23 protein-coding genes, 5 tRNA genes and 1 other RNA gene are annotated in these 26109 nt (G+C 65.6%); 9 read left to right on the top strand and 20 right to left on the bottom strand.

Annotated features, from left to right (window positions below; all coding sequences use genetic code 11):
- The 3 genes from C996_RS14790 to C996_RS0108535 all read left to right on the top strand — a co-directional run.
- On the top strand, positions 1–1050 hold a 1050-nt coding region (locus C996_RS14790; RefSeq protein WP_038035739.1), incomplete at its 5' end, for a type I secretion C-terminal target domain-containing protein.
- A gap of 102 nt (positions 1051–1152) precedes the next feature.
- Positions 1153–1482, top strand: a complete 330-nt coding sequence (locus C996_RS0108540) for a hypothetical protein (protein WP_018867036.1) — start codon at positions 1153–1155, stop codon at positions 1480–1482.
- 142 nt (positions 1483–1624) lie between these two features.
- The gene (locus C996_RS0108535) at positions 1625–3490 is read left to right on the top strand and encodes a retention module-containing protein (RefSeq protein WP_018867035.1); all 1866 of its coding nucleotides are present in this window, start codon (positions 1625–1627) and stop codon (positions 3488–3490) included.
- Between the two features lie 203 nt (positions 3491–3693).
- Here C996_RS0108535 and C996_RS0108530 read toward each other — a convergent pair whose 3' ends face one another.
- Together C996_RS0108530 and C996_RS0108525 are read right to left on the bottom strand one after the other, a co-directional pair.
- Positions 3694–5601 carry a LapD/MoxY N-terminal periplasmic domain-containing protein gene (locus C996_RS0108530; RefSeq protein WP_026279256.1) on the bottom strand — a complete coding sequence of 636 codons (1908 nt, stop codon included), beginning with the start codon at positions 5599–5601 and terminating at the stop codon, positions 3694–3696.
- 13 nt (positions 5602–5614) lie between these two features.
- Complete coding sequence (locus tag C996_RS0108525; RefSeq protein WP_038032697.1) at positions 5615–6289, bottom strand: transglutaminase-like cysteine peptidase; 675 nt, start codon at positions 6287–6289, stop codon at positions 5615–5617.
- Positions 6290–6690: 401 nt separating this feature from the next.
- On the opposite strand from C996_RS0108525, the gene C996_RS0108520 reads away from it, so the two are divergent.
- A complete protein-coding gene (locus C996_RS0108520) occupies positions 6691–8079 on the top strand; it encodes a TolC family outer membrane protein (protein WP_026279255.1) in 1389 nt (462 codons plus the stop codon).
- Between the two features lie 104 nt (positions 8080–8183).
- On the opposite strand, the gene C996_RS0108515 is transcribed toward C996_RS0108520, so the two are convergent.
- The 4 genes from C996_RS0108515 to C996_RS0108500 form a co-directional block, all read right to left on the bottom strand.
- Positions 8184–9488 (bottom strand): citrate synthase, encoded by a 1305-nt coding sequence (locus C996_RS0108515; protein WP_018867031.1) that lies wholly within the window; start codon positions 9486–9488, stop codon positions 8184–8186.
- Between the two features lie 211 nt (positions 9489–9699).
- Positions 9700–10671 (bottom strand): sensor domain-containing diguanylate cyclase, encoded by a 972-nt coding sequence (locus C996_RS0108510; RefSeq protein WP_018867030.1) that lies wholly within the window; start codon positions 10669–10671, stop codon positions 9700–9702.
- Between the two features lie 41 nt (positions 10672–10712).
- Positions 10713–11663, bottom strand: coding sequence for a diguanylate cyclase domain-containing protein (locus C996_RS0108505; RefSeq protein WP_018867029.1), 951 nt, complete (start codon positions 11661–11663; stop codon positions 10713–10715).
- Positions 11664–11700: 37 nt separating this feature from the next.
- On the bottom strand, positions 11701–13197 hold the full coding sequence (locus C996_RS0108500; protein ID WP_018867028.1) for an FAD-linked oxidase C-terminal domain-containing protein: 1497 nt from the start codon (positions 13195–13197) through the stop codon (positions 11701–11703).
- Positions 13198–13421: 224 nt separating this feature from the next.
- Here C996_RS0108500 and serS point away from each other — a divergent pair, with 224 nt between their 5' ends.
- The 3 genes from serS (at position 13422) to C996_RS0108485 (ending at position 16267) form a co-directional block, all read left to right on the top strand.
- Positions 13422–14708, top strand: a complete 1287-nt coding sequence (serS, locus tag C996_RS0108495; RefSeq protein ID WP_018867027.1) for a serine--tRNA ligase — start codon at positions 13422–13424, stop codon at positions 14706–14708.
- Between the two features lie 82 nt (positions 14709–14790).
- Positions 14791–15804, top strand: a complete 1014-nt coding sequence (locus C996_RS0108490) for a thioredoxin fold domain-containing protein (protein ID WP_026279254.1) — start codon at positions 14791–14793, stop codon at positions 15802–15804.
- A 28-nt stretch (positions 15805–15832) separates the two neighbouring features.
- Positions 15833–16267: a hypothetical protein gene (locus tag C996_RS0108485; RefSeq protein ID WP_018867025.1), complete on the top strand. Its 435-nt coding sequence runs from the start codon at positions 15833–15835 to the stop codon at positions 16265–16267.
- Between the two features lie 34 nt (positions 16268–16301).
- Here C996_RS0108485 and cyaY read toward each other — a convergent pair whose 3' ends face one another.
- The 3 genes from cyaY to C996_RS0108470 form a co-directional block, all read right to left on the bottom strand.
- On the bottom strand, positions 16302–16625 hold the full coding sequence (cyaY, locus tag C996_RS0108480) for an iron donor protein CyaY (RefSeq protein WP_018867024.1): 324 nt from the start codon (positions 16623–16625) through the stop codon (positions 16302–16304).
- A 337-nt stretch (positions 16626–16962) separates the two neighbouring features.
- Positions 16963–17349, bottom strand: a complete 387-nt coding sequence (locus C996_RS0108475; protein WP_018867023.1) for a DUF423 domain-containing protein — start codon at positions 17347–17349, stop codon at positions 16963–16965.
- Positions 17349–17684, bottom strand: a complete 336-nt coding sequence (locus C996_RS0108470) for a hypothetical protein (RefSeq protein ID WP_018867022.1) — start codon at positions 17682–17684, stop codon at positions 17349–17351. The genes C996_RS0108475 and C996_RS0108470 overlap by 1 nt, the downstream gene beginning before the upstream one ends.
- A gap of 121 nt (positions 17685–17805) precedes the next feature.
- Between C996_RS0108470 and C996_RS0108465 the strand changes: the two genes are divergently transcribed.
- Positions 17806–18318, top strand: coding sequence for a hypothetical protein (locus C996_RS0108465; protein ID WP_018867021.1), 513 nt, complete (start codon positions 17806–17808; stop codon positions 18316–18318).
- 18 nt (positions 18319–18336) lie between these two features.
- Here the strand turns inward: C996_RS0108465 and C996_RS0108460 are convergent, their stop codons facing one another.
- From C996_RS0108460 to C996_RS14575, 8 genes are all read right to left on the bottom strand, one after another.
- Complete coding sequence (locus C996_RS0108460) at positions 18337–19113, bottom strand: class I SAM-dependent methyltransferase (RefSeq protein ID WP_018867020.1); 777 nt, start codon at positions 19111–19113, stop codon at positions 18337–18339.
- Between the two features lie 4 nt (positions 19114–19117).
- A complete protein-coding gene (locus tag C996_RS0108455) occupies positions 19118–19336 on the bottom strand; it encodes a SlyX family protein (protein WP_018867019.1) in 219 nt (72 codons plus the stop codon).
- A 5-nt stretch (positions 19337–19341) separates the two neighbouring features.
- The gene (locus C996_RS0108450; protein ID WP_018867018.1) at positions 19342–20313 is read right to left on the bottom strand and encodes a D-2-hydroxyacid dehydrogenase; all 972 of its coding nucleotides are present in this window, start codon (positions 20311–20313) and stop codon (positions 19342–19344) included.
- 98 nt (positions 20314–20411) lie between these two features.
- Positions 20412–21101 (bottom strand): Bax inhibitor-1/YccA family protein, encoded by a 690-nt coding sequence (locus tag C996_RS0108445; RefSeq protein WP_017941768.1) that lies wholly within the window; start codon positions 21099–21101, stop codon positions 20412–20414.
- A gap of 122 nt (positions 21102–21223) precedes the next feature.
- Positions 21224–23296 (bottom strand): SulP family inorganic anion transporter, encoded by a 2073-nt coding sequence (locus C996_RS0108440; RefSeq protein ID WP_018867017.1) that lies wholly within the window; start codon positions 23294–23296, stop codon positions 21224–21226.
- A 456-nt stretch (positions 23297–23752) separates the two neighbouring features.
- Positions 23753–23842 (bottom strand) — tRNA-Ser (locus C996_RS0108435).
- 69 nt (positions 23843–23911) lie between these two features.
- Positions 23912–24071 (bottom strand) — tRNA-Ser (locus C996_RS14580).
- A gap of 69 nt (positions 24072–24140) precedes the next feature.
- Positions 24141–24300, bottom strand: a tRNA-Ser gene (locus C996_RS14575).
- 236 nt (positions 24301–24536) lie between these two features.
- On the opposite strand from C996_RS14575, the gene C996_RS0108430 reads away from it, so the two are divergent.
- A tRNA-Val gene (locus C996_RS0108430) sits at positions 24537–24611 on the top strand.
- A 246-nt stretch (positions 24612–24857) separates the two neighbouring features.
- On the opposite strand, the gene C996_RS14270 is transcribed toward C996_RS0108430, so the two are convergent.
- From C996_RS14270 to pdxH, 3 genes are all read right to left on the bottom strand, one after another.
- Positions 24858–24988: non-coding RNA, RtT sRNA (locus C996_RS14270), on the bottom strand.
- 239 nt (positions 24989–25227) lie between these two features.
- Positions 25228–25317, bottom strand: a tRNA-Ser gene (locus C996_RS0108425).
- A 91-nt stretch (positions 25318–25408) separates the two neighbouring features.
- Entirely contained in the window at positions 25409–26053 is a 645-nt protein-coding gene (pdxH, locus tag C996_RS0108420) for a pyridoxamine 5'-phosphate oxidase (RefSeq protein ID WP_018867016.1), read from the bottom strand.
- Positions 26054–26109 lie beyond the last annotated feature (56 nt).

The following is a 26109-nucleotide window of genomic DNA, read 5'->3' as shown; positions in this document are numbered from 1 at the left end:
ATCGATCCGGATCTGGGCGGAGAGGTGAGCTATGAGATCACCGATGGCAACGACGAAGGCTACTTCGCGTTGAACGAGGCGGGCGACGCCATCGTGCTGACGGACGACGGGGCCCAGGCGATCCGCAATGGCCAGTTCGACCCGGCGGGTGCCAGTGTGACGGTGACCGGTACGCAGGAGATCGGTGAGGGTGAAAACACCATCACGGTTACCGGCGTTGATGATGCATCGGTGGAAGTGCCGATGCCGGACCCGGAGCCGGAGCCAATTTATGGTGACGCCTATCTTGTTGGGCAAAATGCTTGGTCGCGTGAGGACTCGGCGACCAAGATTATGGAGGACAATGATCCTGCCAGCGCAGATGGTGATGGATTCTATATGGTGTCGAACCCTCAATTCCTCATGATCGACCTTGGTCAGCCGGTGTCGGCTGTTACCGTCTCGTTCACAGGGGATTGGCAAAATAACAGTGGGTGGGACGTGTTTAATGCGGATGGCGAACGTCTGAACAAAGGTGCGGATGATTTCCCTTCGGATGGTACTTTCCAAGCGGAAGACGGAAGCGAGTTTCAATATATTGGATTCAATAGTTCCGGTGGCGCGGGGTTTGGGATTCGCCCGGAAGGAGTAACCCTAGAGGGCGATAGCGAAGGAAGTATGTTGATCGGTACCGAAGGCGATGACATTCTGATCGGTGGGCCGGGCGACGACATCCTCACCGGTGGAGCTGGAGACGACATTTTCCGCTGGAATGCGGGTGACGAAGGAACGAGCGACGCGCCCGCCAATGATGTAGTGACCGACTTTGGAAATGGCGACAACGTTCTCGACCTGAAGGATCTTCTTCAGGGTGAGAGCGAGGAAAACATTGCCGACTACATCATTGCCGAGCAGGACGGCGCCGACACCAAGCTTTACGTCAACTCCCAGGGCGGCCTGAATGGTGACACCGATAATGCCAATCAGGTCATCACGTTGAAGGACGTCCAGTACAGCGACGATATCGTCAAGGATATGCTGGATAGCGGGCAGCTGACGATCGACCAGTAAGCGGTCGTAGATAAAGCCCCGCCGGTGCAAATCGGCGGGGCTTTTTCGTGTCTGGGGGTGTAGTCTGGGAAGCTGAGTCGGAAACGGCCGGAGGGGCCGCGCATGTATGTGAGACGGGATACGGAAGGCAGGATCGACCAGGTGAGCCGCGAGGCGAATGCCGATTGCACGGAGTTCGTGGCAGCGGATGCGCCGGAGATGTTGGCGTTTCTCGGCGGGAATGGTGGGGAGGCAGCGCCGGCGGCGTTGCAGGCCTCCGACCTGGAGCTGATTCGCGTGCTGGAGGACCTGGTCGAGGTGCTCACGGACAAAGGCGTGATCCGGTTTACGGATTTGCCGGAGGCCGCACAGAAGAAGCTGCTGGGGCGCAAGGATCTTCGCGCCTCGGCGCAACGTCTGACCCTGGTGGAAGACGATGAGGGCCTGCTTTAGGCCCGTCGGCAAGTAGACGAGGCGCGATAGGGTCGAGTGTGTCTGTGGTCGCTCAATCGGGTGATACGCAACAACTGGATTGAGACGGGACGCGAGAGCGTTCGTATGGGCCGGTCTGCAGGATCGGCGTAGGAGGGGGACAATGGCTGTGAATGCTGTGGTGGCCACCGTACAGGCGTTGACCGGGACGGTGATTGCGCGGGATGCCGAGGGCAACTCGAGAGTGCTTGCCGTGGGCGATCCGGTGTATGCGGGCGAGGAAGTGATCCCGCTGCGCGGCGCGTCGGTGGAACTGGAAGGGATGGACGGTGTCGCCGTTTCGCTTGGCGAGGGCCAGCAGGCCCTGATGGGCGAGGCCCTGGCGGAGAGCGGGCGGGCCGATAATCCGGAGATCCCGACGGCGGAAGAAGTGATTGCCGCCCTCGACCGCGGTGAGTCGCTGGATGAGCTGATCGCACCTCCCGCAGCGGGCCTGGAGGGCGGTGAGAGCGAAGGGGGCGGGTTTGTCCGCGTCGCGCGCATTAGCGAGCCTATGGAGCCGATTAACTACACCTTCCCGGTGAACGCCTTCGATCGGCCGGACGCCTTGGGCGAGACCGTAGCGGTTCCCGGGGGAGAAGGGATCGAGACGGGCATTCCGCCCGGTACGTCACCGACCGATCCATCGGTAGACCAGCCTCCGGTCGAACCGCCGCCTGTCGATCCACCGCCCGTGGATCCCCCCCCTGTCGCGTACCCGACCCTTGCAGTATCGGTGTCGGTGACAGCGGGATACGGCTACGAAGATGCGAATGACGCCGCGGCGGGTGACGTGGTTTTCGATGTGTCTCACGTCCTGAATCTGGACGGGTTGGACCCATCACTGGCCGGGGCGATCGCCTACAGCATCGTGGGTGGGGATACAGCCTACCTGGTGCTGGCCCAGGACGGCTCGGGCAACTGGGTGGTGGTCCTGACCGAGGCCGGGGCCGCAGCGATTCGCGCCGGCCTGGTGGATGGCAATCAGCTGAATGTAACGATCGAGGGCACGGTGGTCCTGTCCGGGATGGACGATCTCGTGGATACCGGTAGTGGCGTGGCTCCCGTGCCCGAGCCGAGTGGCGAAGAGCCGCCGGATCTGGTGCCGGATCTGATGGCTTCTGCCCACACGGTTGGCGGCAGTGATGTTCAGGGGACGATGGCGAATGCGAACAACCTGAAGGAGACCGGTTCGAAGAGTGCAGCCGTCTCGCATCAGGATGGCTTTTTCGCGATCGACCACCAAGGGGCTTCGGATGACCCCAACGCGATCGAGTTCGGCGAGGCCCTGCTCTTTACGCTGGTCAGCCCGACCGATACGGCCGTGTTCCAGGTCCAGGGCGCCATTAACGGCGGTTCCTATCACCTGTACGACGCCGAGGGTGTGCGGATCGGTGATGCCCGCGATCTGGCCAGCGATGTGGATGAGAATGGCTTCCTGGAGCTTGGTGGCGAGACGTTCGCCTTCATTGCATTCCAGGGCGGGAGTACGGGTCCTGGAGCCAGTGGGGACGAAAGCGCGTTCGCGGTGAAGCCAGTCGACCTTTCGGTGCAGGTGGGTCAGGGCGAGGATGCGGAGTTCTATCCCGCGGGTGGCGAAGAGGCCTTTTCCTTCGGTGCGAATTTCCTGACGGTCGATTCGGATCAGGACATCTTTGTCGTGTCGCAGGGTGGTGAAGGCAGCATGGAGGATCCGGCGCGCTTCGTGATCCAGGGCTTCAGCCTGGAGAGCAACGACCCCGGTGCCCAGATCACGCTCGGCGAGCTCCTGTCCAGCGCGAGCCAGGAGACGATCGACCAGTACCTGATGGCGGAAGCGCAGGGCGAGGATACCGTGCTGCACATCAGCTCGGGCGGCATGCTGGGGAGTGACGCGGGCGGTGCCGATTACGCCATCACGCTGGAAGGGATCAGCATGGATGGCTTCGACTCGTCGTACGATTTTATCCAGACCCTGATCGATAACGGGCACCTCTCTATCGATCAGTAGCGGTCTCTGCCATCGGGATCAAGGGCCCGGCGCCGCGGTGCGGCCCGGGCCTTTTTCTGTGCCGGAAGGGAATCCCTGAGAAAGGCGGGTTCGTGCGGGGCGAGTACCGGGCCGTCGCTGGCCCGGTCAGGGCGGCCAGCTGGCTCCGTGCACGAGTGAAGATGCGGAAGCCAGCGATCCGGCGCGATTGAATCGGCGTCTCCCTAACGCGTCGGTTCCCGGACGGCGCTCCCCGTGACGGCATCAATGCCGGCGTCCATCAGCAGTTCGATGTCGTCGCTGCTGTCACAGCCTTCGGCGATCACAAGGATCCCGATGGAGTGGGCCAGGGTGCAAAGCCCGCGTATCAGGGCCTGGGTCTCGCTGGAGCGATGCACGCCGTGGACCAGGGAAGCCTGCAGTTTGACATAATGGAGGCCAAAGGTGGTCAGGTCGTGCGCCTGAAAGGCTTCCGGTCCTGCGTGCTCGAGCCCCACGGTGAACCCCGTCAGGCGCGCGATGCGGCAGAGATCGCGAAGTTCCGCAGGGTGTGCGAGTGCACCACGAGCCGGGAACTCGACCCACAGGCGCCCCGCCGCTTGGGGTTCGAGTTGCAACCGGGACTCGAGGGCCTGACGGAAGTGGGTGTCACGCAGGCTGTTGACCGAGAGGTTGATGGCCAGGCGTTCGTCGGGCGATTGCAGCTGAGACAGGGCCGCTTCCAGGACGGCGTCGTCGAGCCGGCGGATCAGATCGAGGCGCACGGCCCAGGGCATGAAATAGCCCGCGGGTCGCCGTTCGCCGTCGAGTAACAGGCGCATCGGCGCTTCGTGATGCATCAGCTGTTGGTCGGCATCGATCACCGGAAACCGGCCCAGCTCGACCCCGTGTTGGTCTAGCGCGTCGGTGATGGCCGCCCGCCATTGATGCTGGTCCGAATAGGGAAGGGCGGCATGGGGCTCGTGGGCGACTGCATCGCCGGGCTCCAGTTCCGCCCGTGCCAACGCGAGATCCGCTCGCGCAAGAACCTCCCCGGTGGTGTCTTCAGGGTGGTAGAGGGTCGCGGCAACATGAAGCGTCAGGGCGTCGGGTGCGTCGTCGCCGAGCGCATCCCGAACGCCGCCCAGAAGGGACTGCGCGAAGCGGTGACTGTCCGCGATACTGTCACCAAAGACCGCGATGTCGGAGCCGTTGAGCCGTCCGGCGGCGCCATACTCGGTATGGGCGACGGCCTGTTCCACGACCTTCGCGATTCGCGCGAGCAGCGCATCGAGATTTTGGTGGCCGACGATCTGGTTGATCGTGGCCAGGTCGTGGATGCGGAGCACCACGAGGCTGCCGGAGGAACCCGCATGTCGGTTATCCAGCGTGGCCTGCAGGCGGGCGAGAAAGGGCTCCCGAGCCAGCAGGCCCGTCACGTCATCGTGCTGCAGTCGGGTCTTCAGGCGTTCCAGTCGTCTCGACTCTTCAACGAGCATGGCGCGGACATGCTCGGTCAATTGGTTCATGGCACGTACCAGGGCGCGGAATTCCCATGTGCGCGGTTCCGGGGTGGTAATGAAGCGGCGTGCACCGACCGCTTCGGCCTGGTCCACGACTTGCCGGAGGGGCTGGATGAGTCGTCCGAGCAGGAACGACCCCAGTAAACCGATGACCAGGAGCCCCACCGTGAAGATTGCCGTCAATCGAAGGGTGCCGGCCCAGAGTTCTTCGTATGCGTAATTGGTCTGGCTCTCGACGATCAGCGTGCCAAAGGACGACCAGCCGTCGGACACCTGTGCCACCCCGGGGCGGACATCGAAATCCAGGGTGTCGATGAACCACATCGGGACACCCCGCGGCGCTTCGGGATTGCGTCGTTCCAGCATGAGATCGCCCGTGGGATCCTCGAGCCGGATATGGCGGTAGTGGCCGGTATCGAACTGGGAGGCAATCTGCAGTTCGACGGTCGTGTCGTCTTTGGGCAGCTGGGAAAGCGACAGGGCAAGCGAGGCGGCGTTGTCGATGTTCTTGGTCAGAATCTGCTGGGCCAGGTAGTTGCGTGCCGACAACGTGCTGGCGACGATGCTCACCAGCAGCGCGAGCAGCATGATGATGGCCACTGCGATCCAGAGTTGTTTTCTCAACGTCATGCCTGCGCCCTCTTTATGGGGTCGGGTTGATGGGTTGTTCAAGATCGAGACCGTATTCCGCCAGCTGTTCCAGGACCCGGCGCCAGCGGGACAGCCGGGCCGTCGGGTCGGCCTGTGATTGTGATGCGCCGTCGGGCCAGAGGCCCCGACTGTTGAACGAGAAGATTGGCGTCAGATCGTCGCGCTCCCCGGCGCGCTCGATACGGGTGATCAGATTGTCGAGAACCAGGGGCTCATCGCGCGGAGTTTCGAAGTAGCCCAGGACCATATGGGCCTGGCTCAGGTTGCTGCCCGGGCCGCCGATACGGGCGCGCACGTAAAAGAGCCGCAGACGTTCATCCGGGATGCCCAGTTTGCGCAGGCTGACGTACTTGGCGATCGAGTAGTCCTCGCAGTCGGCGGCACCCTTGTCCATGGCCTCCAGCGGCGTCGCCCAGAAGTCCTCCTGGCCCCAGGTGACCTGATCGTCCTGATAACGCAATAGACGGTTGAAGAACTCGTTCACCCGTGCGATCTGGGTTTGCTCGTCTTCGTCTGCCAGCGATTCGAGCAACTCGCGCCATTCACGGACCCGCTCCGCGGTCTCCGGGCCGTACCGGATGGCGGCGACCTCCTCCAGTTGCGCGAAGTCTTCGAGCCCCGCGTCGGAAGTACCCAGGGTCCACGTGCCCAGCGCCAGCATCAGCACGACGCCGAGCAGCCGGGTCACTTGTGAGGGGGTGCGGGCACAAGACAGAAGCACGTGGGCGTGCCCTCCGGTGAAAGCGGATTACGCATCACACCCGATGATGGGCTACGCTGACGGCAAAAGCCAGATTCGTAAAGAGAAAATCATCCTTAATATCACTTCTTTTTCGTTTTCCGTTTAGCGAGCGTTAGCCGGCGAAGGAAGCGAGAGTTGTGCCACCTGGGGGTGGTCCCTAGTATTCAAAAGTTTTGATAACCAGAACTTTTCTGACCGGCAAGAAAAAAGCCCGGCAGAGGTCGTTCTGGGGGGTGTCCGTGCCAAATGAAAGGACAAGAGCGATGAAGCGATTCGGGACTGTGATCAGCAAGGGGGCTCTCGTCGGCCTGACGGCGGCCGTGGCGATGGCGGTGGGGGTGTCTGCGCATGCAGCGCCGCCAGAGGAACTCCGGGACGCCGCCATGGAGGCGGTACTGTCCAATCCGGAGGTCCAGTCGCAGTGGCACGCATTTCGTGCGGCCGGCGAAGAGCAGACTGGTGCGCGCGGCCGATTCATGCCGGAGATCGATCTCAACGCGCGCGCGGGTTACCAGCGGCAGCGTTACAGTGACGACGGTTTCGACACCTTCTCGCGTAACCCGCGCGGCGTGGATATTACGTTGACGCAGATGTTGTATGACGGGTTCGAGACTGCCAGCGAGGTGAATCGTCTTGGCGAGATCCAGCGTGTCCGGTTCTTCGAGCTGCGGGAGGCGACCGAGGATATTGCGCTGGAGGCTGTTCGGGCGTTTGCCGACGTCCAGCGTCAGCGGCTGCTGGTGGATCTGGCGCAGGAAAACTACGACGCCCACAAAGACGTCTACGATCAGATCGTCGATCAAACCGAGCGCGGGGTTGGCCGGGGCGTGGATCTGGAACAGGCGGCCGGCCGCCTCGCGCTTGCGGAATCCAATCTTCTGACCGAGCGACAGAACCTGCATGATGTCAATGCTCGCTACTATCGCGTGGTCGGGCAGATGCCAGCCGATGGCCGGGCGGATCTCGTCGGGACGTTCTCCGAAGAGCCCATCCCGGGTACGGTGCAGGAGGCACTGACCGAGGCGGTCACCATGAACCCGGCCATGTTTGCGTCCCTGAGGAACATGGAGGCGGCGCAGGAGCAACGCAACGTCGCCCGTGCGGCCTTCCACCCCCGGGTCGACCTGCAATTGCGTCACGCCTACGAGAACGATCTTCTGGAGCGGCAGGACATCCGGGTCCACGACACCTCGGCAATGGTGATGATGACGTTCAACCTCTTCCGGGGTGGAGCGGATCAGGCGCGTGTACGCCAGTTCACGGAGGAGTTCAATCAGGCGCGTGACCAACAGGAAGTGGTCTGCCGTAACGTCCGTCAGACCGTATCGGTGGCGTACAACGACGTCCGTTCCCTGGAAAGCCAGCTGCGTTTCCTCCGTCAGCATCGCGATTCCTCGGACCGTGTGCGGACCGCATACCGACAGCAGTTCGGTATCGGCCAGCGCAGCCTGCTGGACCTACTCGACACCGAGAACGAGTACTTCGAGGCGAGCCGCGCCTATATCAACGCGCAGCACGACATGGAAATCGCGAAGGCACGGGCGCTGAACGGCCTTGGCCGGTTGCTTGAGTATCTGGAGATTTCGCGTGGGGATATGCCGACGGCTGCCGATCTGGGGCTGGTCGACGAGCGTGCACGCATCGAGCCGGACACGGTGTGCCCGCCGGAAGCACCGCAGATGATGGAAACCCGGCACGAGAGCATCTTTCGCTGATTGACCGCCGGGCATGTCCGGCACACAAAAAAGGGCCAGCCTGAGGGCTGGCCCTTTTTCGGTTGGAGGGCATGCCGATCGGTACGCCTGCCGGGTCTTCTGGCTCAGCGCTGCTCGATGGCGACGTATTCGCGGGAGGGGTAGCCGGTGTAGAGCTGGCGTGGACGGCCGATGCGGGATTCGGGGTCCATCATCATCTCGTTCCAGTGCGAGATCCAGCCGACGGTGCGCGCCAGCGCAAAGATCACGGTGAACATGTTCAGCGGGATGCCCATCGCGCGCAGGATGATGCCGGAGTAGAAGTCGACATTCGGGTAGAGCTTGCGCTCGATGAAGTAGTCGTCCTCCATCGCGATGCGTTCGAGCTCCATGGCCACGTCGAACAGTGGCTGGTTATCGGCGCCCATGTCGCCCATCTCTTCCAGTAGCTCGTGGCACATCTTGCGGATGATCTTGGCGCGCGGGTCGTAGTTCTTGTAGACGCGATGGCCAAAGCCCATCAGGCGGAAGGGGTCGTTCTTGTCCTTGGCCCGGGCGACGAAGTCCTCGACGCTCTTGTCGGAGTTCACGATCTCCTCGAGCATGCGGATGACCTTCTCGTTCGCGCCGCCGTGGAGCGGGCCCCACAGCGAGGCGATGCCGGCGGAGATGGCCGCGAACGGGTTGGCCTCCGAGGAGCCGGACAGGCGCACGGTGGAGGTCGAGGCGTTCTGCTCGTGGTCGGCATGCAGGATCAGGATCAGGTCCAGCGCGCGCACGAACACCGGGTTCGGCTGGTAGGGCTCGCTGGGGACCCCGAACATCATCGACAGGAAGTTGGCCGTGTAGGACAGGTTGTTATCCGGGTACATGAATGGCTGGCCGTGGGCGTATTTGTACGACCAGGCGGCGATGGTCGGCATCTTGGAGATCAGCCGGTGCGCGGCGATGCGGCGGTGCTCCGGGTTATGCACGTCGACGTTGTCGTGATAGAAGGCCGACAGGGCGCCGACTACGCCGACCATGATCGCCATCGGATGCGCATCGTGGCGGAAGCCGTCGAAGAAGCGGCGCACCGCCTCGTGCAGCATCGAGTGTTCCTTGATGATGCGCGAGAAGTCGTGGAGATCGTCGGAGGAGGGCAGTTCGCCGTTCAGCAGCAGGTAGCAGACCTCGAGGTAGGTGCTCTCGGAGGCGAGTTGCTCGATGGGGTAGCCGCGATAGAGCAGGGTGCCTTCGTCGCCGTCGATGAAGGTGACGTCCGAACGACAGCTGGCCGTGGACATGAAGCCCGGGTCGTAGGTGAAGTAGCCAAGCTCCTTGTACAGGGCGCGGATATCGAGGCAGTTGGGGCCGTGCGAGCCCTCCTGGATCGGCAGCTCGATGCTCTTGCCGGTGGTGTTGTCGGTCAGCGTGACGGTTTTGCTCATGAAACGGCCTCGTGGAATTGGGGTCGCCCGGATGCGAAGACCCCAATGGTAAACCAAAGGCGGCCCTGCGGCAGCGGGTTTCGGGCGGGGTGGAGCGGGACGGGCAGCCGGTTCTCGACACCCGTCGCGCGGCGCTTGCGCGACTGCGGGGTGTAGGCGGTGTGCACCGCGGGTGCCGCCGATGGATCAGTGTTTCCCAGGTCTGCGGCGATCAGCGGGCGGATGGGCCGCGGCGCTGGCGCTTGTCGGCGTACATGGCGGCGTCGGCGTTGGTCAGGGCGGTGGCCAGCGAGCCGCTTACGGTGCGGCAGGCGTAGCCAATGGAGGCCTCGACACCCGCCGCCAGGAGCGCCGCGCGCAGCCGCTCGGCGATCTCGGGCAGGTAGTCGGCAGGGGTTTCCGGCAGGAGCACGCCGAACTCGTCGCCGCCCAGGCGCGCGACCACGTCGATCTCGCGGCTGGCGTCCCGCAGGGCCTGGCCCGCCGTCTGGATCATCCGGTCACCGGCGTCGTGGCCCTCGCGGTCGTTGACCGCCTTAAGGTGGTCGAGATCCAGGGCGATGATGCCCGCCGGAAGGCTGTGGTCCTGGCAGCGCTGTTCCTCGGCATCGAGCGCGATCTGCCAGCCGCGGCGGTTGCGGGTACCGGTCAGGCTGTCGTTGTAGGCCTTCAGGATCAGCGCCTCGCGCTCGCGTTCGAGTTCATCGATCTGGCGGCGTTGCCGCAGCAGTGCCTCGATCACCTGGACCGCGGAGTCGATCTCCCCCGCGTGCGATTCGATCGCCTGGGAGACGGGCTCGGGATGCATTGCACACAGTACGCCATACATGCCGTATTCGCGGTCGTGTACCGGAAAGCCGATATAGCTGCCAATGGCGGGTGGATCCGTCTGCGCGGCGAGTGCTTCCTGGTAGGCGGGCACCTGTGTCACGTCCGGAGCGATTCGCGGGCCGCGCTCGGCCAGCATGCGGATGCAGAAGGAGTTGCCCCAGTCAAAGGCGGTGCCCGGTTCGATCCCGTAGCCGTGATCGTCGGCGCGTACCACGATCTGCTCGTTGTCCTCGATGCGGGTCAGCATCCAGACATCCAGCGGCGCGAGGCGGTGGAGCAGCTTCAGGGTGTGATCGACCCCGAGATTGAACGGCGTGTGCGAAGGGTCGGCTGGGTCGAAGGTCCGGGCCATGATGTGTCCTGTCGAGCGAGCGCTGGGGCGGGACGGGTGGTTCAGCTAGCCGTGGGTTGTGGCGCGTTGCGTTTTCCGCGTGCGGCGTTTTGCAGGGCGCTTGCGAGGCTGCCGGTGCCCGGTTCGCGTGATGCGTACCCGACACTGGCCGGGATGCCCTGATCCGCCAGGTATTGTTGCAGTGATCGGGCGCGTTCCGCGAGCGATGGGTTCTTCATCTCGCTCGCGAGCAGGGCGAAGCGGCCGCCACCCAGGCGTCCGATCCGGTCGGTGGGGTGTGCCCGCTCCTGCAGGGCGAGGATCGCCCGCACCAGTTCGGTGTCGTCGTGGCCCTCGGCCCCTTCGGAGGACAAGCCCCGCGGGAAGAAATCCAGCGCGATGATCCCGGCGGGTTGCCCGAGCCGCTGGCATCGGGTCTCTTCGGCCTCCAGCGCGAGCTCCCAGCCGTGGCGATTGAGGACCCCGGTCAGCGGGTCGCTGTGCACGGACAGGGCTGTGTGCTGGCGCAGGCGGTCCAGGACCTCGGCGCGCTGGCTCAGGCGCAGCACGTGGCTCAGGGATTCGGCCAGGGCGCGGATGACCGGTTCGTGGCGTTCGATGGCGGGATCCACGGGCTCGGGGTGCAGACCGCACAGGGTGCCGAACAGCTGGCCTTCGGCGTCGTGCAGGGGGAATCCCACGTAGCAGCCGATGGCCGCGATGTCATTGATCGGGGCACTGGCGTAGGCGGGCACGCTGCGCGCGTCGGCGGCCACGTTCGGCCCCTCGCCGGCGTGCATGTGGACGCAGTAGGAGTGCTGCCAGCTGAAGGCGGCACCCGGGCGGAAGCGTGGAGCCCGCCCGCGTGTGTGCAGGACGATCCAGTCGTCGGCCTCGACTCGCGTCAGCATCCAGATGTCCAGTGGGACCAGGGCCTGCAGCGCGTTCAGGGTGGCATCGACGGCACCGGAGAACTCGTCGGCCAGCGGGGTGGCCAGCGTCGTGGCGGACATGGTAGCGGTCGCGTGCGGTGGGGTTGAGGCTGGCATCCTACAGACGCGGCAGATCGGGATGCGACACCTGGCCGCCGTGTACATGCTGGCGCCCGAACTCGGCACAGCGTGCCAGGGTGGGGACGGCCTTGCCGGGATTGAGCAGGCCCAGCGGGTCGAACGCACGGCGCAGGTGGTGAAACTGTTCCAGCTCCGGGGCGGCGAACTGCACGCACATCCCGTCCAGCTTTTCCACACCGACGCCGTGTTCCCCGGTGACGGTGCCGCCGACCTCCACGCACAGCTCGAGGATCTGCTGACCGAAGGTCTCCGCGGTCTCCAGTTGTCCGGGCTGATTGGCGTCGTACAGGATCAGCGGGTGCAGGTTGCCGTCGCCGGCGTGGAACACGTTGCACACCCCCAGGCCGTGCTCTTGTGACAGCCGGTTGATGCGTTCCAGCACGGTACCGAGCTGGTGGCGCGGGATGGTGCCGTCCATGCAGTAGTAGTCCGGCGAGATGCGGCCGGCGGCGGGGAACGCCGCCTTGCGCCCGGCCCAGAAGCGGGCACGCTCGGCATCGTCGCGGGCGGTGCGCACCTCGGTGGCGCCCAGGTCCAGCAGCTTCTTGCGCACGACCATGATGTCCTCCGAGACCTCGGCATTGGTCCCGTCGAGCTCGCACAGCAGGATGGCCGCCGCGTCGGTCGGATAGTCGGCGTGGACGAAGTCCTCCGCCGCGCGGATGGCGGCGTTGTCCATCATCTCGAGCCCGGCCGGGATCAGGCCGGCGGCGATGATCCCGGCCACGGCGCGCCCGGCCGATTCCACGTCGGCAAAGCTGGCGAGCAGGACCTGGGTGCGTTCCGGGCGTGGCAGCAGGCGGACGGTGACCTCGGTGACAACGCCCAGCATGCCCTCGGAACCGACCATGAAGGCGAGGAGGTCCAGGCCGGCGGTATCCAGGGTCTTGCCGCCTAGCCGGATGGTCTCGCCGTCGAGGGTGACGATCTCCAGCCCGATGACATTGTGCACGGTCAGCCCGTACTTGAGGCAATGCACGCCCCCCGCGTTCTCGGCGACGTTGCCGCCGATGGAGCAGGCGATCTGCGAGGAAGGGTCGGGGGCGTAGTATAGGCCCTGGGGTGCGGCGGCTTCGGAGATCGCCAGGTTGCGCACCCCCGGCTGCACCACGGCACAGCGATTGTCCGCGTCGATCTCGAGAATGCGGTTGAAGCGGGCCATGGAGAGCAGCAGTCCGGTCTCGCTCGGGAGTGCGCCGCCGGACAGCCCCGTGCCCGCGCCGCGCGGGATGATCGGCACCCCGTGTTCGCGGCAGACCCGCAGGCAGGTCAGGAGTTCTTCCCGCGTGCGCGGAAGGGCGACCGCCCCGGGGATCTGGCGGTAGGCAGAGAGACCGTCGCACTCGTAGGCGCGGCGTTCCGCGGTCTCGGTGACCAGGGCGTCGGCGGGCAACGCGTTCGCCAGGGTCTCGATGACCGTGGCCAGTGCCTGCGTGGCGGTCTCGGTCGGGTCGATGGACGGATGTGCACTCATGGCTTCGATGGTAGGGACCTGCTGGGTACACGCGATGTGATCGCATAAACTGTAGGCCTTTTCCGCGAACCGGGCATGTGGTGTGGACAGGTCGGGTTTCCGGTCTGGCCGCGGCCGCCGGGCTGTGCGGGGTGGGCGTCTCCGGGCTCGGTGCCCGTGGACGCCACGGGGCCGCGACCGTAGACTTCCCCGTCGTTCCCGCAACCCCGTACTGGAAAGCCGTCATGCTTGATATCCGCAGCCTGCGTCAGGATCTGGATGCGACCGCCACCGCGCTCGAGCGTCGGGGGTACACCCTGGACCGCGAACGTTTCGAGGCCCTGGAGGCGCGGCGCAAGGCCTTGCAGGTGCGCACCCAGGAGCTGCAGGCCGAGCGCAATACCCGCTCCAAGGGCATTGGCCAGGCCAAGGCCCGGGGCGAGGACATCGAACCGCTGAAGGCCGAGGTCGGGCGCCTGGGCGACGAGCTCAAGCAGTGCGAGACCGACCTGCACGGGGTGCAGGAGGAACTGGACGCGCTGTTGATGGGGATCCCCAACCTGCCGCAGGCGGATGTGCCGGACGGCCTGGACGAGAAGTCCAACGTGGAAATCCGGCGCGAGGGTACGCCGGCGGATTTCGACTTCACGCCGCGGGATCACGTGGATCTGGGTCTGCCGGGCGGCTGGCTGGATTTCGAGGCGGCCGTTCGTGTTGCCGGGTCGCGGTTTGTGGTCATGCGCGGGGAGATGGCCCGGCTGCACCGGGCGCTGACCCAGTTCATGCTGGACCTGCACACCGGCTCGCACGGCTACCAGGAGACCTATGTGCCCTACCTGGCGAATCCCGAGTCGCTGGAGGGCACCGGCCAGTTGCCGAAATTCGACGCGGATCTGTTCTCGGTGGACTGTGATCAGCGCTACCGCCTGATCCCCACGGCCGAGGTCACGCTGACCAACCTGGTGCGGGACCAGATCCTGGAGGCCGACGAGCTGCCGTTGCGGATGGTGGCCCATACCCCGTGCTTCCGCTCCGAGGCAGGCAGCTACGGCCGTGACGTGCGCGGCCTGATCCGGCAGCACCAGTTCGAGAAGGTGGAGCTGGTGCAGATCGTTCGGCCCGAAGACTCCGATGCGGCGCTCGAGAGCCTGCTGGGGCACGCCGAGGCCGTGCTGCAGGCACTGGAACTGCCCTATCGCGTCATGCTCTTGAGCGCTGGTGACATGGGCTTCGCCGCGGCGCGCACCTACGACCTCGAGGTCTGGTTGCCGGCGCAGGATGCGTACCGCGAGATCTCGTCGTGCTCGAACTTCGAGGCCTTCCAGGCCCGGCGTATGCAGGCGCGCTTCCGGCCGAAGGCCGGCGAGCGTCCCGAGCTGGTTCACACCATCAATGGCTCGGGGGTCGCGGTGGGGCGCGCACTGGTCGCGTTGCTGGAGAATCATCAGCAGGCGGATGGCTCCATCCGGATCCCGGAAAAGCTGCGTCCGTATCTCGGGGGAACCTCGGTGCTGGAGCCGCCGTCCGAGTAGCAGGCCCTTTCGGAAAACCGCCCACGTGAAACGCCCGTCTTGCCGAATTTGCCATCCCGGCCTGCTGGCCGGTCTCGCGCTGATGATGTTGGCGTGGGCGCTTGTGGCGTCGCCCGTGTCGGCGGACGACGGGGCCGGGGCGGACGAAGGACTGGTCTTCGACGACACGCCGCGGCCGATCGGCCTGCATACGCCGGACTGGTTCGAACTGAGTTTCCTGGACCTGCGCGAGGACCTGGACGATGCGGTCGAGCAGGGCAAGATGGGGCTGGCGGTCTACTTCGGCATGGACGACTGTCCCTACTGCGAGGCGCTGTTCGACAAGAATTTCGCGCAGGGCGACATCCGGGAATATCTGTCGGCCCATTTCAATGTCGTCGCGATTGATGCCCTGGGGACGCGGGAAGTTACCGATCTCGATGGCGAGACCTGGATCGAGCGGCGCTACGCGGCCGAACAGCGGCTCAACTTCACCCCTTCGATTGCCTTCTACGACGAGGAGGGCGAGCGCATCCACCAGATGCGTGGCTACTACCCGCCGTATCGTTTTCGCGCGCTGCTGGAGTACGTGATTGACCGCCACGACCGGGAGGGGGGCTTCCGCGACTACCTGGACCGGGCCGACCCGCCGCCGAAATTTGACCTGGACGACATCAACCAGCGCGACTTTTTCGCGAACCCGCCGTATGCGCTGGATCGCAGCCGGATCCCTGCGGATCGGCCGCTGGTGGTGTTCTTCGAGCGCGAGGCTTGCCATGCCTGCGATATCCTGCATTCCGAGCCGCTGCAACAGGACGAGGTGCTGGAACGCATCGCGCTGATGGATGCGGTGCAGCTGGATGCCGACGATGCCGATACCCCGGTGCTGACGCCCGGCGGGGAACGCACGAACCCGAAGGAGTGGGCAGCGGCGCTGGATATACACTGGGCGCCGACCCTGATCTTCTTCGACGAACAGGGTGAGGAGATCATCCGCATCGACTCCGTGGTTCACCTGAATCGACTGCGCAACGTGATGGACTACGTGCTGACGCGGGGCTACGAGGAATACCCGACCTTCGAACGCTGGCGGGCGCAGCAGCCGGCGCGTCCCTGACGACACCCCGAACCGAGGAAACTGCCCCTTGCATTTCGAACGTGATTTCGTGATCCGCAACCGCGAGGTGCTGGAAGGCATCGTGGCCCGTTCCCACCGCGTTGCGCTGGGGATCTTCGTGCTGACCTTCGGGGGCTACGGTGTAGCGGTGTGGCTGTGGTTCCAGGACAACATGTGGGGTGCCCTGGTGGTGGCGACCGTCAGCTATCTGGTATTCCGCCAGTTCCGGATGCTGGCGCTGGGGGTGGCACGCATGCCGCTGCGGGGCGACCCGCAGGCGGTGGAGGCGCTGCGGGCGATCGACGTGGCGCTGGAACAGGATAAGCCGCACCCGGTGCTGGCCGAGGTCGAGGCGCATCTGCGCGCGCTGGAAGACGAGCCGCCCGCCGCCGCCGATCGGACCACGGATCGCGCCGCATCCGGGCAGGACGATGCCGACAAGGGGTCTGGCAAGGGCGACTAGGAGCTGTCGAGTTCGGGCGCCCGGCGGCGGCGCCTCAGAGTTCGACCGGCACGCCCAGCTTCTGCTCGATCACGCGCACCAGGGTCGCGTGCAGGTCTTCGCCGTTGCGGTCATCGATCCAGGCACCTTCCTCCTCGGAATAGCCGAAGTGGGCCGGACCCTCGGGGGAGGACAGCCAGATCTGTTCGGCGGCCTCCTGACGGTTCAGGATGAGCTGGGCGCCATCGTCGAACTCGATGGTCATCACGCCGTCGATCAGGTCGATATCCAGGTCGTCCAGCGCGCTCTGGTCGCTCAGGCGGGTCTGGATGTCGTCCAGGGCTTTCTCGGCGAATACGGCGAAGGAGGTCTGGCTCATGGGGCGCTCGGTCCGGTGGTGAAGGTTGGGGTCAGGCAGGGCGCGATTATAGGGAGACGCTGATTGAATCGCACGTCCGCGCTCGAGTCGCTTTTGCGTGCGAACAAGGCGCGGTGACTGCCGTGCAGTCACTCTGCACAAGGGAACCGCAACGCCGTTCCCACGCAAAAGCGGCCGAGCCCCTGCTTTCAATAGCTTGTGGGGTTGGAGCCCCCTGTTCCCCGATCCTGCGTTGCGCCGCTTGCGGGTAGAACCACTACCCGCTGCACGACGCGCCTTGTCTCGGAAAACAGGGGGCACCAACGCGGACGTGCGATTCAATCAGCGTCTCCCTAGGTCAGCCGCGCCAGGCGGCAATGGCCAACCCCGCCCAGCCGAGGATAAAGGCCGTCCCGCCCAGTGGCGCGATCGCCCCGAGGATGCGGGGCGCCCCGAGTGCGAGGGCGTACAGGCTGCCCGAGAACAGGAGGATGCCGATCACGAAGGCCACCGCGCTGGCGGCGGCCCAGCCGTTGGCCAGCTGCGCCCACAGGGCGGCGACCAGCAGCAGGGCCAGGGCGTGGATGAAGTGGTACTGAACGCCGGTGTGCCAGGTCGTCAGGGCGTGTTCCGAAAGGCGTTCCTGGAGGGCGTGGGCGCCGAAGGCGCCGAGCACGACCGCGATCCCGCCCAGCAGACTGGCGATGACGATCAGGGGGCGAATCAGGGGCTCGCCGGCGACCATCAGGCGTCGTCGCCCATCTCGCTATCGATGTCCTGTCCGGCGACCCAGCCGTGTTCCCGAGCGCGCTCGATCGCTTCCTGATGGATGCGTTCATGACGTTCACGAAGTTCCGGCGGGAGATTGCTGATACGCAGGTCGTACTTGTCCCATTCGGCATTGACCTGGTCGTGCAGCATCTGGATGCGCGAGACATCCCAGCCGTCGCAGGTTTCGGTCTCCGGGAGGATGCCGAATACCCAGGCATCGCGGATGAAATTGCCGATGGGGGTCATGCCGCCGTACATGTCGTTGTACAGGCCGACGTAGGTGCGGTTGGAACGGTTGGGTCCTCTCATGCCGCATAGTGTAGGGGTGACTTGGGTTCAGGCAAAGCGTTTTCGCTGGTGGACGAGAAAAACGGAGATCAGGGTGCAAACCGGGAAGGATTCACTGACGCGGGTGCGGATCCGCGCGCTCATGAAGCTGATGGTGCTGGGGGCCGCCTTGCTGCTGGTGGGGGTTATGCTGCGGTACGCATTTTCCGGATCGGTGGACACCCGTGGCGACACCCTTCGGGTGGACCTTGCGGAGATCGCGCCGGGCGACGCGGGACGCTTTGTCCACGGGAACCGGCATGTCCTGGTGGTCCACCGGGATGCGGCCTGGCAGGGCGCGCTGGCGAGCGACGAGGAACTGGTCGATCCCGCTGCGCGCCGCGGTCAGCAGCCGGACGGGCTGGACCTGCCGCTGCGCAGCTTTCGCCCCGAATGGCTGGTGGTGATCGGTGAGGGGACGGACCTGGGCTGCGAGCTGGACCTGGTGCATCCGGACGAAGCCGATGGCTGGAGTGGCGGGTTCGTCGATCGTTGCCGGGGCGGACGCTATGACGGGGCGGGGCGGGTCTACGCGGATCAGAACGCCCGCCGTAACCTGCCCATCCCGGACTACCGGTTCGCGGGGGAGGACCGGCTGATTCTGGGCAGCCCCTGAAACGGGCGAGGAGCGATATCAGCCGGACGCTGCGGTCGCTTCGGCGGGCCCCGTGGCCGAATAGAGGTCGAAGCGCACGCTCTTGCCCTTGACGCTGGCCTGCGGGGCGTCCGGTCCGAGAGCCGGGGCGTGCAGCGGGCGTTTTACGATCACCCGGCGTTCCACGTGGCCGCGCAGGGCGGCCAGGGTCTGTTCGCCGTCGGGGTCGGCCGTATCCGCCATCAGCGCCTGGATCAGTTGCATGTCCTTCTTGACCGCGGCGCGTTTGGCGCGCTCCGGGAACATGGGGTCGAAGACCGCGGCCATCGCGGGCGGGCTCACGGCCGTGGGGTCGGCGACGCCCTCGAGCAGGGTAATGCGCTGGATGACCGGGGCCAGATCCGGGTGGGTTGCAGCGCGCGCCAGGGCATCGGCGAGCAGACGATATACCACGGGGTGACGTTCCCAGGCGGTCACGCGAAAGCCGTGCGCGGCCAGCAGCAGGGTGTCGCGCCCGAGACCGGCGGAGGCATCCAGTACGTGGCCGTCGCGCGGGAGTTTGCCGAAGGCGCGCATCAGCCCCTCGCGCTGATGGCCGGCATGGGCCAGTCGATAGCCCTGGCGTCCGGCCGCGAAGTCGAGGTGCAGTCGCAGCGCCGGCTGGACGTCCTCGCGGATGAGCTGCAGGCCGTGATCGCCCGTTTCCAGGACCAGCCGAGCCGCGCCGCCGTGCCGGTAGCCGCGCGCCTCGAGGGCCTTGCGCAGTGCGTCGGCAGCGCTGTCGTAGCCGGGAGCCGCGCGTACGGTCAGCGCCATGGGGTCAGTAGTGCGGCGGGGGTGGTTCGGCGTCTTCTCGCCCGCCCCCGCGTTCCTCAAGCTCACGCAGGCGGTCGCGCAGCCACTGGACCTGCTGGCGCAGGTCGGCATTGGCCTGCTGCAGTTCCATCTGGATGCGGGCCTGCTCCTCCTGGGTGTATTCCTGGTGGGCCAGGCGGATCTCCAGGTCCTCGATTCGCTGTTGCAGGGGGTCGGTGTCCATGCGCGTCATTCCACCACGTTGCGCGGTGAACCGCATGCGAAGCTGCGGATGTTGTGCGTGACTTCGTCGATCACCCGCTGACGGGCGCTGCGCGCCGCCCAGGCGGTATGCGGGGTCAGCACGAGGCGCGGGATGTCGTCTGCCAGCAGCGGATGACCCGGTGGCGGGGGTTCCGGTTCCAGGACGTCGATGCCCGCGCCGCCGAGATGACCGCTGTGCAGGTGACGCGCCAGGGCCTCGGGGTCAACGAGACCGCCGCGGGCCGTGTTCAGCAGAATGCTTCCCGGCCGCATTCGGCGCAGTGCGTCGTCGTCGATGAGGTGGCGCGTTGCGGGCGTGAGCGGGCAATGCAGGCTGATCACATCGCACTCCGCGAGCAGGCGCTCCAGCGGCAGGCGATCCGCGTGCGTCTGCTGCGCGGGATCGTGACTCTGCGCAACCCGTACCTCCATGCCGAAGGCCTCGGCAACACGGGCGGTGGCCCGGCCCAGCACCCCCCACCCGATGATCCCGATGCGCATCCCGGCCAGGGTGCCGATCGGGTGGTCGAGGAGGCAGAACTGATCCGAGGCGCTCCAGCGTCCGGCGCGGATGTCGGCTCGGTAGTCATCCAGCCGCGTGACCAGCGTCAGGAGCAGGGCGAAGACATGCTGCACCACGGAGTCTGTGGCGTAGTCGCGCGCGTTGCTGACGACGATGCCTTGTCGGCGGGCGGCGGCCACGTCGATATTGTTGAAGCCGGTCGCGGCGGCGCAGATCAGTCGCAGGCGGGGCGCGGCGGCCAGCAGATCGGCATCCAGTTCGACCTTGTTCGTGATCACGACATCGGCGTCCGCGATCCGTTCGGCGCATTGGTTGGGTCGCGTGCGGTCGTGGAAGGTCCACTCGGGCAGGCAGGCGCGTAGCCCGGTGAGGTCGAGGTCGTCCCGGTCAACCGTGTTCAGGTCGAGAAAGACGCCGCGCTGGAGCTGGGTCATGGGCCGAAGTCCCCGGGAGTCTGTGTAAGCGGTGTCCAACGAAAAGGGCCCCGCGCGGCGGGGCCCTTGAACGAGTTCCTGCGGTTGGCGCTGGACCCTTAGTTGTCACCCATAAAGGCGTGGAACAGGTTCAGCAGGTGCAGGAACATCACGTAGAGGTTCGCGTACAGCGAGACGGTCATCACGATGTAGTTGGCCTCGGGGTCGTGAATCATCCGACTGGTGTCGAACAGGATGGCCGCGGACAGCAGCAGGACGACCGCGGCCGAGATGGCCAGCGAGAGCGCCGGGATCGCCAGGAACAGATTGGCGACGATGGCCAGCAGGGCCACGATCAGGCCGACGACCAGGAAGCCGCCGAGGAAGCTGAAGTCCTTCTTGGTGGCGAGGGCGTAGCCGGAGAGCGTGACAAACGCGATGGCCGTGGCGGCGAAGGCGTTGCCGACGATCTGCGGGCCGTTGGGCAGGCCCAGATACATGCTCAGGATCGGACCGAGGAAGAAGCCCAGCACACCGGTGAAGGCGAAGGTCAGGACGATGCCCAGTGCCGAATTGCGCGCGGCGTGGATGGCGAACGGGCCGCCGATCAGCACGCCCAGCATGATGATCCAGTGCACCGGCGGCGCATTGACCGCCATGGCGATGAACGCGGTAACCGCGCTGAACGCCAGGGTGAGCGACAGCAGCATGTAGGTCTGCCGGATCACCTTGTTGGTGGAGATGGTCTCGCTGATGGAGCCAGTGCTGGACGGGTTGCGACTCGAGCGGACGATCTGGTCTCGGGACACGGGTCAACTCCTCAATGCATTCGAATGAGCCACAGTGTAGCGATAAGCGCGCCCGGTTGCAGTGTTTCCACAGCCGGTCCGGGAGATCCGGCCGGCCGTGGGGCAACGGGCGCTGGCGTCCCCTACTTGATGGGTTCGCCGACCTTTTCGGAGATCGTCTTCACGGCGTGATCGGTGGACTTGAAGATATTGTCCTCGCCGATGATCTCGTCCAGCCCGGTGCGCTGCATCACCTCCATGACCTGCGCCTTCACCCCGGCGAATACCAGCGTGATCCCGCGCGCCTTGAGACGATGCACCAGCTGATGGATGACCTCTTCGCCGGAGGCATCGATCTCGTTGATGCCCTTGCCGACCACGATCAGGTACTTGGCTTGCGGGTGCCGTGCGACCAGGTCGAGCACTGCGTCTTCGAAGTACGGCACGTTGGCGAAGTAGAGCGACCCGTCGAAGCGCATCATGCCAACCTTTTCGTTGGTCTCCAGGCCATAGCGCTGGGCCTCGCGCAGGGTGCCGTCCTCGTAGCGGGCCAGCTCCGATACGCGCGGCTGCATAGTGCGGTACAGGTAGAGCACGATGGCCAGGCCGGCACCGGTCAGGATGCCGTAGTCCAGGTTCGGGGCCATGGCGAGCGTGGCGATGAAGGTCACGATCGCGGCGGCGCCGTCGTGCTTGTTGGCCACCCACGCGTGCTTGATCGCCTTGAAGTTCACCAGGCCGGCCACCGCCATCATGATGATGGCTGCGAGGACCGCCTGCGGCAGGTGATAGATCAACGGAGTCAGGAACAGCAGCGCCAGGCCAATGATCACGGCGGTGAAGACCGACGAGAGTCCGGTCTTCGCGCCGGAATTAAGGTTCACGGCCGAGCGGGAGAACGAGCCGCTGACCGGGTACCCCTGGGTGAAGCCACCCGCGATATTCGCCAGGCCCTGGCCCATCAGTTCCTTGCTGGGGTCCAGCCGCTGGCCGGTCCGGGCCGCCATGGCCTTGGCAATCGCGATGGCCTCGGTAAAGCCCACCAGGGCAATGACGAAGGCGGTGGTCAGGAGTGTCGTGAACGTGCCGAAGCTGATCTCCGGAATCGAGAAGCCGGGAAGGCCCTGAGGCACATTCCCGACTACGGCTCCGCCCCCGTTCAGGTGCACGGTGTCGTCGCCCACCCGCTCGATGCGCCAGGCAGCCCGGTCGGCGCGCTCGCGCTCAGCGTCGGTCAGGTGTTCGTCGGCAATGAAGCGGGCGGGTTCGTCATCGGTGCCGGGCACCCGTCGCAGGGTGAGGTCGCGGATCTCGTCGCGCATGGTCGCCAGTTCTGGGCGCAGTTCCTCGCGCTCCAGGCGCAGCTGGTCGGCCTCGTGGCGCAGGCGGACGGCCTCGGCGCCTTCCTGTTGTTGCAGTTCGGCCTCCAGGCGTCGGATCTGGTCGTCGAGTTCGGCCAGGCGGGCACTTTCGCGCTCGATGTTCTGGGCAAGGGTCAGGACCTCGGCCGGGGCGATCTGCTCGATGGAGGTCTCGGCCTTTTGTTCGTAGCCGATCGCCCAGCTGGCGACGATCGCCACGACCACCGCGACCAGCACGCCGGGGATCTTGGGCGTGAAACGCTTCATCGCGACCATCAGGGCGATCGCGCCTATCCCGAACGCAAGGGTTGGCCAGTGCACGCTGCCCAGTTCCATGAGCACGCCCCAGAGACCGAGCATGAAATGGCCGCTGGTATCGATCGGCACGCCCAGAATCTTGTTTACCTGGGACAGGGCGATGATGATCGCGGCCGCATTCGTGAATCCGACGATCACCGGGTGCGAGATGAAGCTGACCAGCGCACCCAGCTTGAACAGCCCCAGCATCAACTGGATCACGCCAACGATGAACGCCAGGGCGATGGCGAGCATGATGAATTCGGAAGAGCCTTCGGCCGCCAGCGGTATCAGTGCCGAGGCTGTCAGCAGGGAAACTACCGCCACCGGGCCGGTCGCCAGCTGATTCGAAGAGCCCCACAGGGCCGCCACCATGACAGGAAGCAGAGAAGCGTACAGCCCGTAGACCGGCGGGAGCCCCGCCAGTTGGGCATAGGCCATGGATTGCGGGATCAGGACCAGGGCGACCGAGATCCCGGCGATGAGATCCGCGTTGAGGGTTTGCTTGGTCGGGCGCCAGCCGAGAAAGGGAAACACTCGCAGCAGGATCGGATTCATCGGGTCACTCGCTTGGCCAGTTCGTGAGAAACGACGACGGCCGAAACCAGGGCTGGGGCGCCGGAAGGCATTCCGGGCCAGGGCGTGCCAGGGCCGTCGTCACAGAACTGGCAGCCGGAGCTGGGCCCGCTGGAGGTTCGCGGGCGCAAGCGGGAAAACGGCGCCGATTATAGTGCCTTCAGTCATTTTCTTCTATCTAACTTGTTCTATGTGAAACATGTTAGATGGGCTATGTGTGGGGTGCGGGGAGGGTGCGGCGAGTGGGGTGGGGGAATGGCGGAGAGGGAGGGATTACGGTGCCGCGGGCGCCGCCCTTCGGGCCGCCACCTCGCGGCGGCGTTCCGGCGTCGCTGTGCGTCGCCGGTCGAACCCGAGCGTTGGATCTCGAGGGTTCGAATCCCGGATTGGCGGGGTTGGCCCATGCGTTAGATAGCATTTGGATTTCTTGCTGGAATCTGGCGGAGAGGGAGGGATTCGAACCCTCGAGGGGCTTTCACCCCTGCCGGTTTTCAAGACCGGTGCAATCAACCGCTCTGCCACCTCTCCGAGGTCGGGCATTGTCTGGTACGGGGCTCGGGCTGGCAACCGGTGGGCGGGCTGCGTGGCCTGGCGACCACGAGAGGGAGGGATGGATTCGGCCCCGGGGGCCTCACCCTTCGGGCGTTGCCTGACGGCAACGTCCTGCGGCGGCTGCGCCGCCTTGTCGAACCCTCGAGGGGCTTTCACCCCTGCCGGTTTTCAAGACCGGTGCAATCAACCGCTCTGCCACCTCTCCGAGATCGGGCATTGTCTGGTACGGGGCTCGGGCTGACAACCGGTGGGCGCGCTGCGTGGCCTGGCGGCCACGAGAGGGAGGGATGGATTCGGCCCTGTGGGCCTCACCCTTCGGGCGTTGCCTGACGGCAACGTCCTGCGGCGGCTGCGCCGCCTTGTCGAACCCTCGAGGGGCTTCCACCCCTGCCGGTTTTCAAGACCGGTGCAATCAACCGCTCTGCCACCTCTCCGAGGTTGAGCATTGTCTGGTACGGGGCTCGGGCTGGCAACCGGTGGGCGGGCTGCGTGGCCTGGCGGCCACGAGAGGGAGGGATGGATTCGGCCCTGTGGGCCTCACCCTTCGGGCGTTACCTGACGGCAACGCCCGAAGGCGGCTGCGCCGCCCGATGGAGCCGAGGATCACGGGGAAATGCGGCACACAATGCTTGACGTTCGCTCGCGCGAACCCTAATCTTGTTCGCGCTCCGGGCGGTTAGCTCAGCGGTAGAGCACTGCCTTCACACGGCAGGGGTCACTAGTTCGAACCTAGTACCGCCCACCAGATTCGGATCAAAGGAAAGCGGCCTCGGGAAACCGGGCCGCTTTTTTTGTGCGCGTGGAGGGCCCGAGGCCGGATCGTCCGGGGCTGGCACAGGCGCCTGCCGTGACTCCGGTGCGCCGTGTCTCCCCGGTGCGACGTTCCGGCATTTCCGTGGCCTGCCAGTCGGATGGTCGGTTTCGATTCTCGCCGTAATTGGGGGTATTCAGACGCGCGAAAGGGGCCACTTGGGGCCCCCTTGCTTGAATCTGGCGGAGAGGGAGGGATTACTCGGCACGAGGTGCCTCGCCCTTCGGGTCGTCACCTGCGGTGACGTTCTGGCATCGCTGCGCGCTGCCAGTCGAACCATCGTTTTCGATTCCTCGGGTTCGAATCCTGAAACCTCAGGGGCCAGACATGCGAAAGGGGCCACTCAGGCCCCTTTGCTTTGATCTGGCGGAGAGGGAGGGATTACGGCGACGTGGTCGCCGCCCTCCGGGCCGCCTTCGCTGCGCTGCGGCGTTCCGGTGTCGCTGCGCGCCACCGGTCGAACCATCTTCTCTAATTCCTCGGGTTCGAATCCCAGAACGTTGGGGCTATACATGCAAAAGGGGCCACTCGGGCCCCCTGTGCTTGAATCTGGCGGAGAGGGAGGGATTCGAACCCTCGGTACTCGCGAGAGTACAACGGTTTTCGAGACCGCCCCGTTCGACCGCTCCGGCACCTCTCCGTATTTGCTGAACCGGGCGGGGTCGAGCCGCCACGGCGGAGCGAATCCTAGCAGATTCGGCCGGGCGAGCGGTAGCGGCCGCCGGGGATGCCTATGGCATCAGGCGGGTGATCTCCCAGTCGCTCCCGACGCGGTGGTACTGGAACCGGTCGTGCAGGCGATTGGCGCGCCCCTGCCAGAACTCGAACAGCTCCGGTTGCAGGCGATAGCCGATCCAGGCGGGGTCGCGCGGGATGTCGCCATCTGGATACTGTTGTTCCAGCGCGCGTACGCGTTGCTCCAGCTCGTCGCGGTTTGCGACCGGGTGGCTCTGGGTGGAGGCGGCGGCGGCGAGCTGGCTGCCGCGTGGACGCTGATGAAAATACTCGTCGGCGAGATCGGCGGGCAGGGCGGCGACGGGTCCCTCGATGCGGATCTGGCGCTCCGTTTCCGGCCAGTAGAACAGGAGCGCGGCGCGCGGGTTCTCGTTGAGGTCCTGGCCCTTGCGGCTGCGCGAGTCGGTGTACCAGGCAAGCCCGTCGGCATCCACATGCTTCAGGAGCACCGTGCGTGCGGACGGCTGGCCATCGGCATCGGCGGTGGCGAGGATCATGGCGGTCGGGTCGGGGTTGCCGGCCTCGCGCGCGGCCTCCAGCCAGTCGTTGAGCAGGCCGAGCGGGTTGGCCTGAAGGTCGCTGCGACGCAGTTCCGCGCGGGTGTAGTCGCGGCGGGTGTGGCGGTGGTCGGCGGTCGTCATGAGGGGCCTCGTGCTTGAGCGAGAGGCGCCCATCATACGGCGGCGCGCCGGATTCG

The organism is Thioalkalivibrio sp. ALE25 (assembly GCF_000377285.1).
In the GTDB taxonomy this organism is placed as follows: Bacteria; Pseudomonadota; Gammaproteobacteria; order Ectothiorhodospirales; family Ectothiorhodospiraceae; genus Thioalkalivibrio.
This window is presented reverse-complemented; position numbering and strand designations above follow the sequence as displayed.

What these genes read in the sequence shown, in the direction of transcription:
- C996_RS0108540 (WP_018867036.1), top strand. Translation starts at nt 1,153, where the DNA reads ATGTATGTGAGACGGGATACGGAAGGCAGGATCGACCAGGTGAGCCGC.
- C996_RS0108535 (WP_018867035.1), top strand. Translation starts at nt 1,625, where the DNA reads ATGGCTGTGAATGCTGTGGTGGCCACCGTACAGGCGTTGACCGGGACG.
- C996_RS0108530 (WP_026279256.1), bottom strand. Translation starts at nt 5,601, where the DNA reads ATGACGTTGAGAAAACAACTCTGGATCGCAGTGGCCATCATCATGCTG.
- C996_RS0108520 (WP_026279255.1), top strand. Translation starts at nt 6,691, where the DNA reads ATGGCGGTGGGGGTGTCTGCGCATGCAGCGCCGCCAGAGGAACTCCGG.
- C996_RS0108515 (WP_018867031.1), bottom strand. Translation starts at nt 9,488, where the DNA reads ATGAGCAAAACCGTCACGCTGACCGACAACACCACCGGCAAGAGCATC.
- C996_RS0108510 (WP_018867030.1), bottom strand. Translation starts at nt 10,671, where the DNA reads ATGGCCCGGACCTTCGACCCAGCCGACCCTTCGCACACGCCGTTCAAT.
- C996_RS0108505 (WP_018867029.1), bottom strand. Translation starts at nt 11,663, where the DNA reads ATGTCCGCCACGACGCTGGCCACCCCGCTGGCCGACGAGTTCTCCGGT.
- C996_RS0108500 (WP_018867028.1), bottom strand. Translation starts at nt 13,197, where the DNA reads ATGAGTGCACATCCGTCCATCGACCCGACCGAGACCGCCACGCAGGCA.
- serS (WP_018867027.1), top strand. Translation starts at nt 13,422, where the DNA reads ATGCTTGATATCCGCAGCCTGCGTCAGGATCTGGATGCGACCGCCACC.
- C996_RS0108490 (WP_026279254.1), top strand. Translation starts at nt 14,791, where the DNA reads ATGATGTTGGCGTGGGCGCTTGTGGCGTCGCCCGTGTCGGCGGACGAC.
- cyaY (WP_018867024.1), bottom strand. Translation starts at nt 16,625, where the DNA reads ATGAGCCAGACCTCCTTCGCCGTATTCGCCGAGAAAGCCCTGGACGAC.
- C996_RS0108475 (WP_018867023.1), bottom strand. Translation starts at nt 17,349, where the DNA reads ATGGTCGCCGGCGAGCCCCTGATTCGCCCCCTGATCGTCATCGCCAGT.
- C996_RS0108470 (WP_018867022.1), bottom strand. Translation starts at nt 17,684, where the DNA reads ATGAGAGGACCCAACCGTTCCAACCGCACCTACGTCGGCCTGTACAAC.
- C996_RS0108465 (WP_018867021.1), top strand. Translation starts at nt 17,806, where the DNA reads ATGAAGCTGATGGTGCTGGGGGCCGCCTTGCTGCTGGTGGGGGTTATG.
- C996_RS0108460 (WP_018867020.1), bottom strand. Translation starts at nt 19,113, where the DNA reads ATGGCGCTGACCGTACGCGCGGCTCCCGGCTACGACAGCGCTGCCGAC.
- C996_RS0108455 (WP_018867019.1), bottom strand. Translation starts at nt 19,336, where the DNA reads ATGGACACCGACCCCCTGCAACAGCGAATCGAGGACCTGGAGATCCGC.
- C996_RS0108450 (WP_018867018.1), bottom strand. Translation starts at nt 20,313, where the DNA reads ATGACCCAGCTCCAGCGCGGCGTCTTTCTCGACCTGAACACGGTTGAC.
- C996_RS0108440 (WP_018867017.1), bottom strand. Translation starts at nt 23,296, where the DNA reads ATGAATCCGATCCTGCTGCGAGTGTTTCCCTTTCTCGGCTGGCGCCCG.
- pdxH (WP_018867016.1), bottom strand. Translation starts at nt 26,053, where the DNA reads ATGACGACCGCCGACCACCGCCACACCCGCCGCGACTACACCCGCGCG.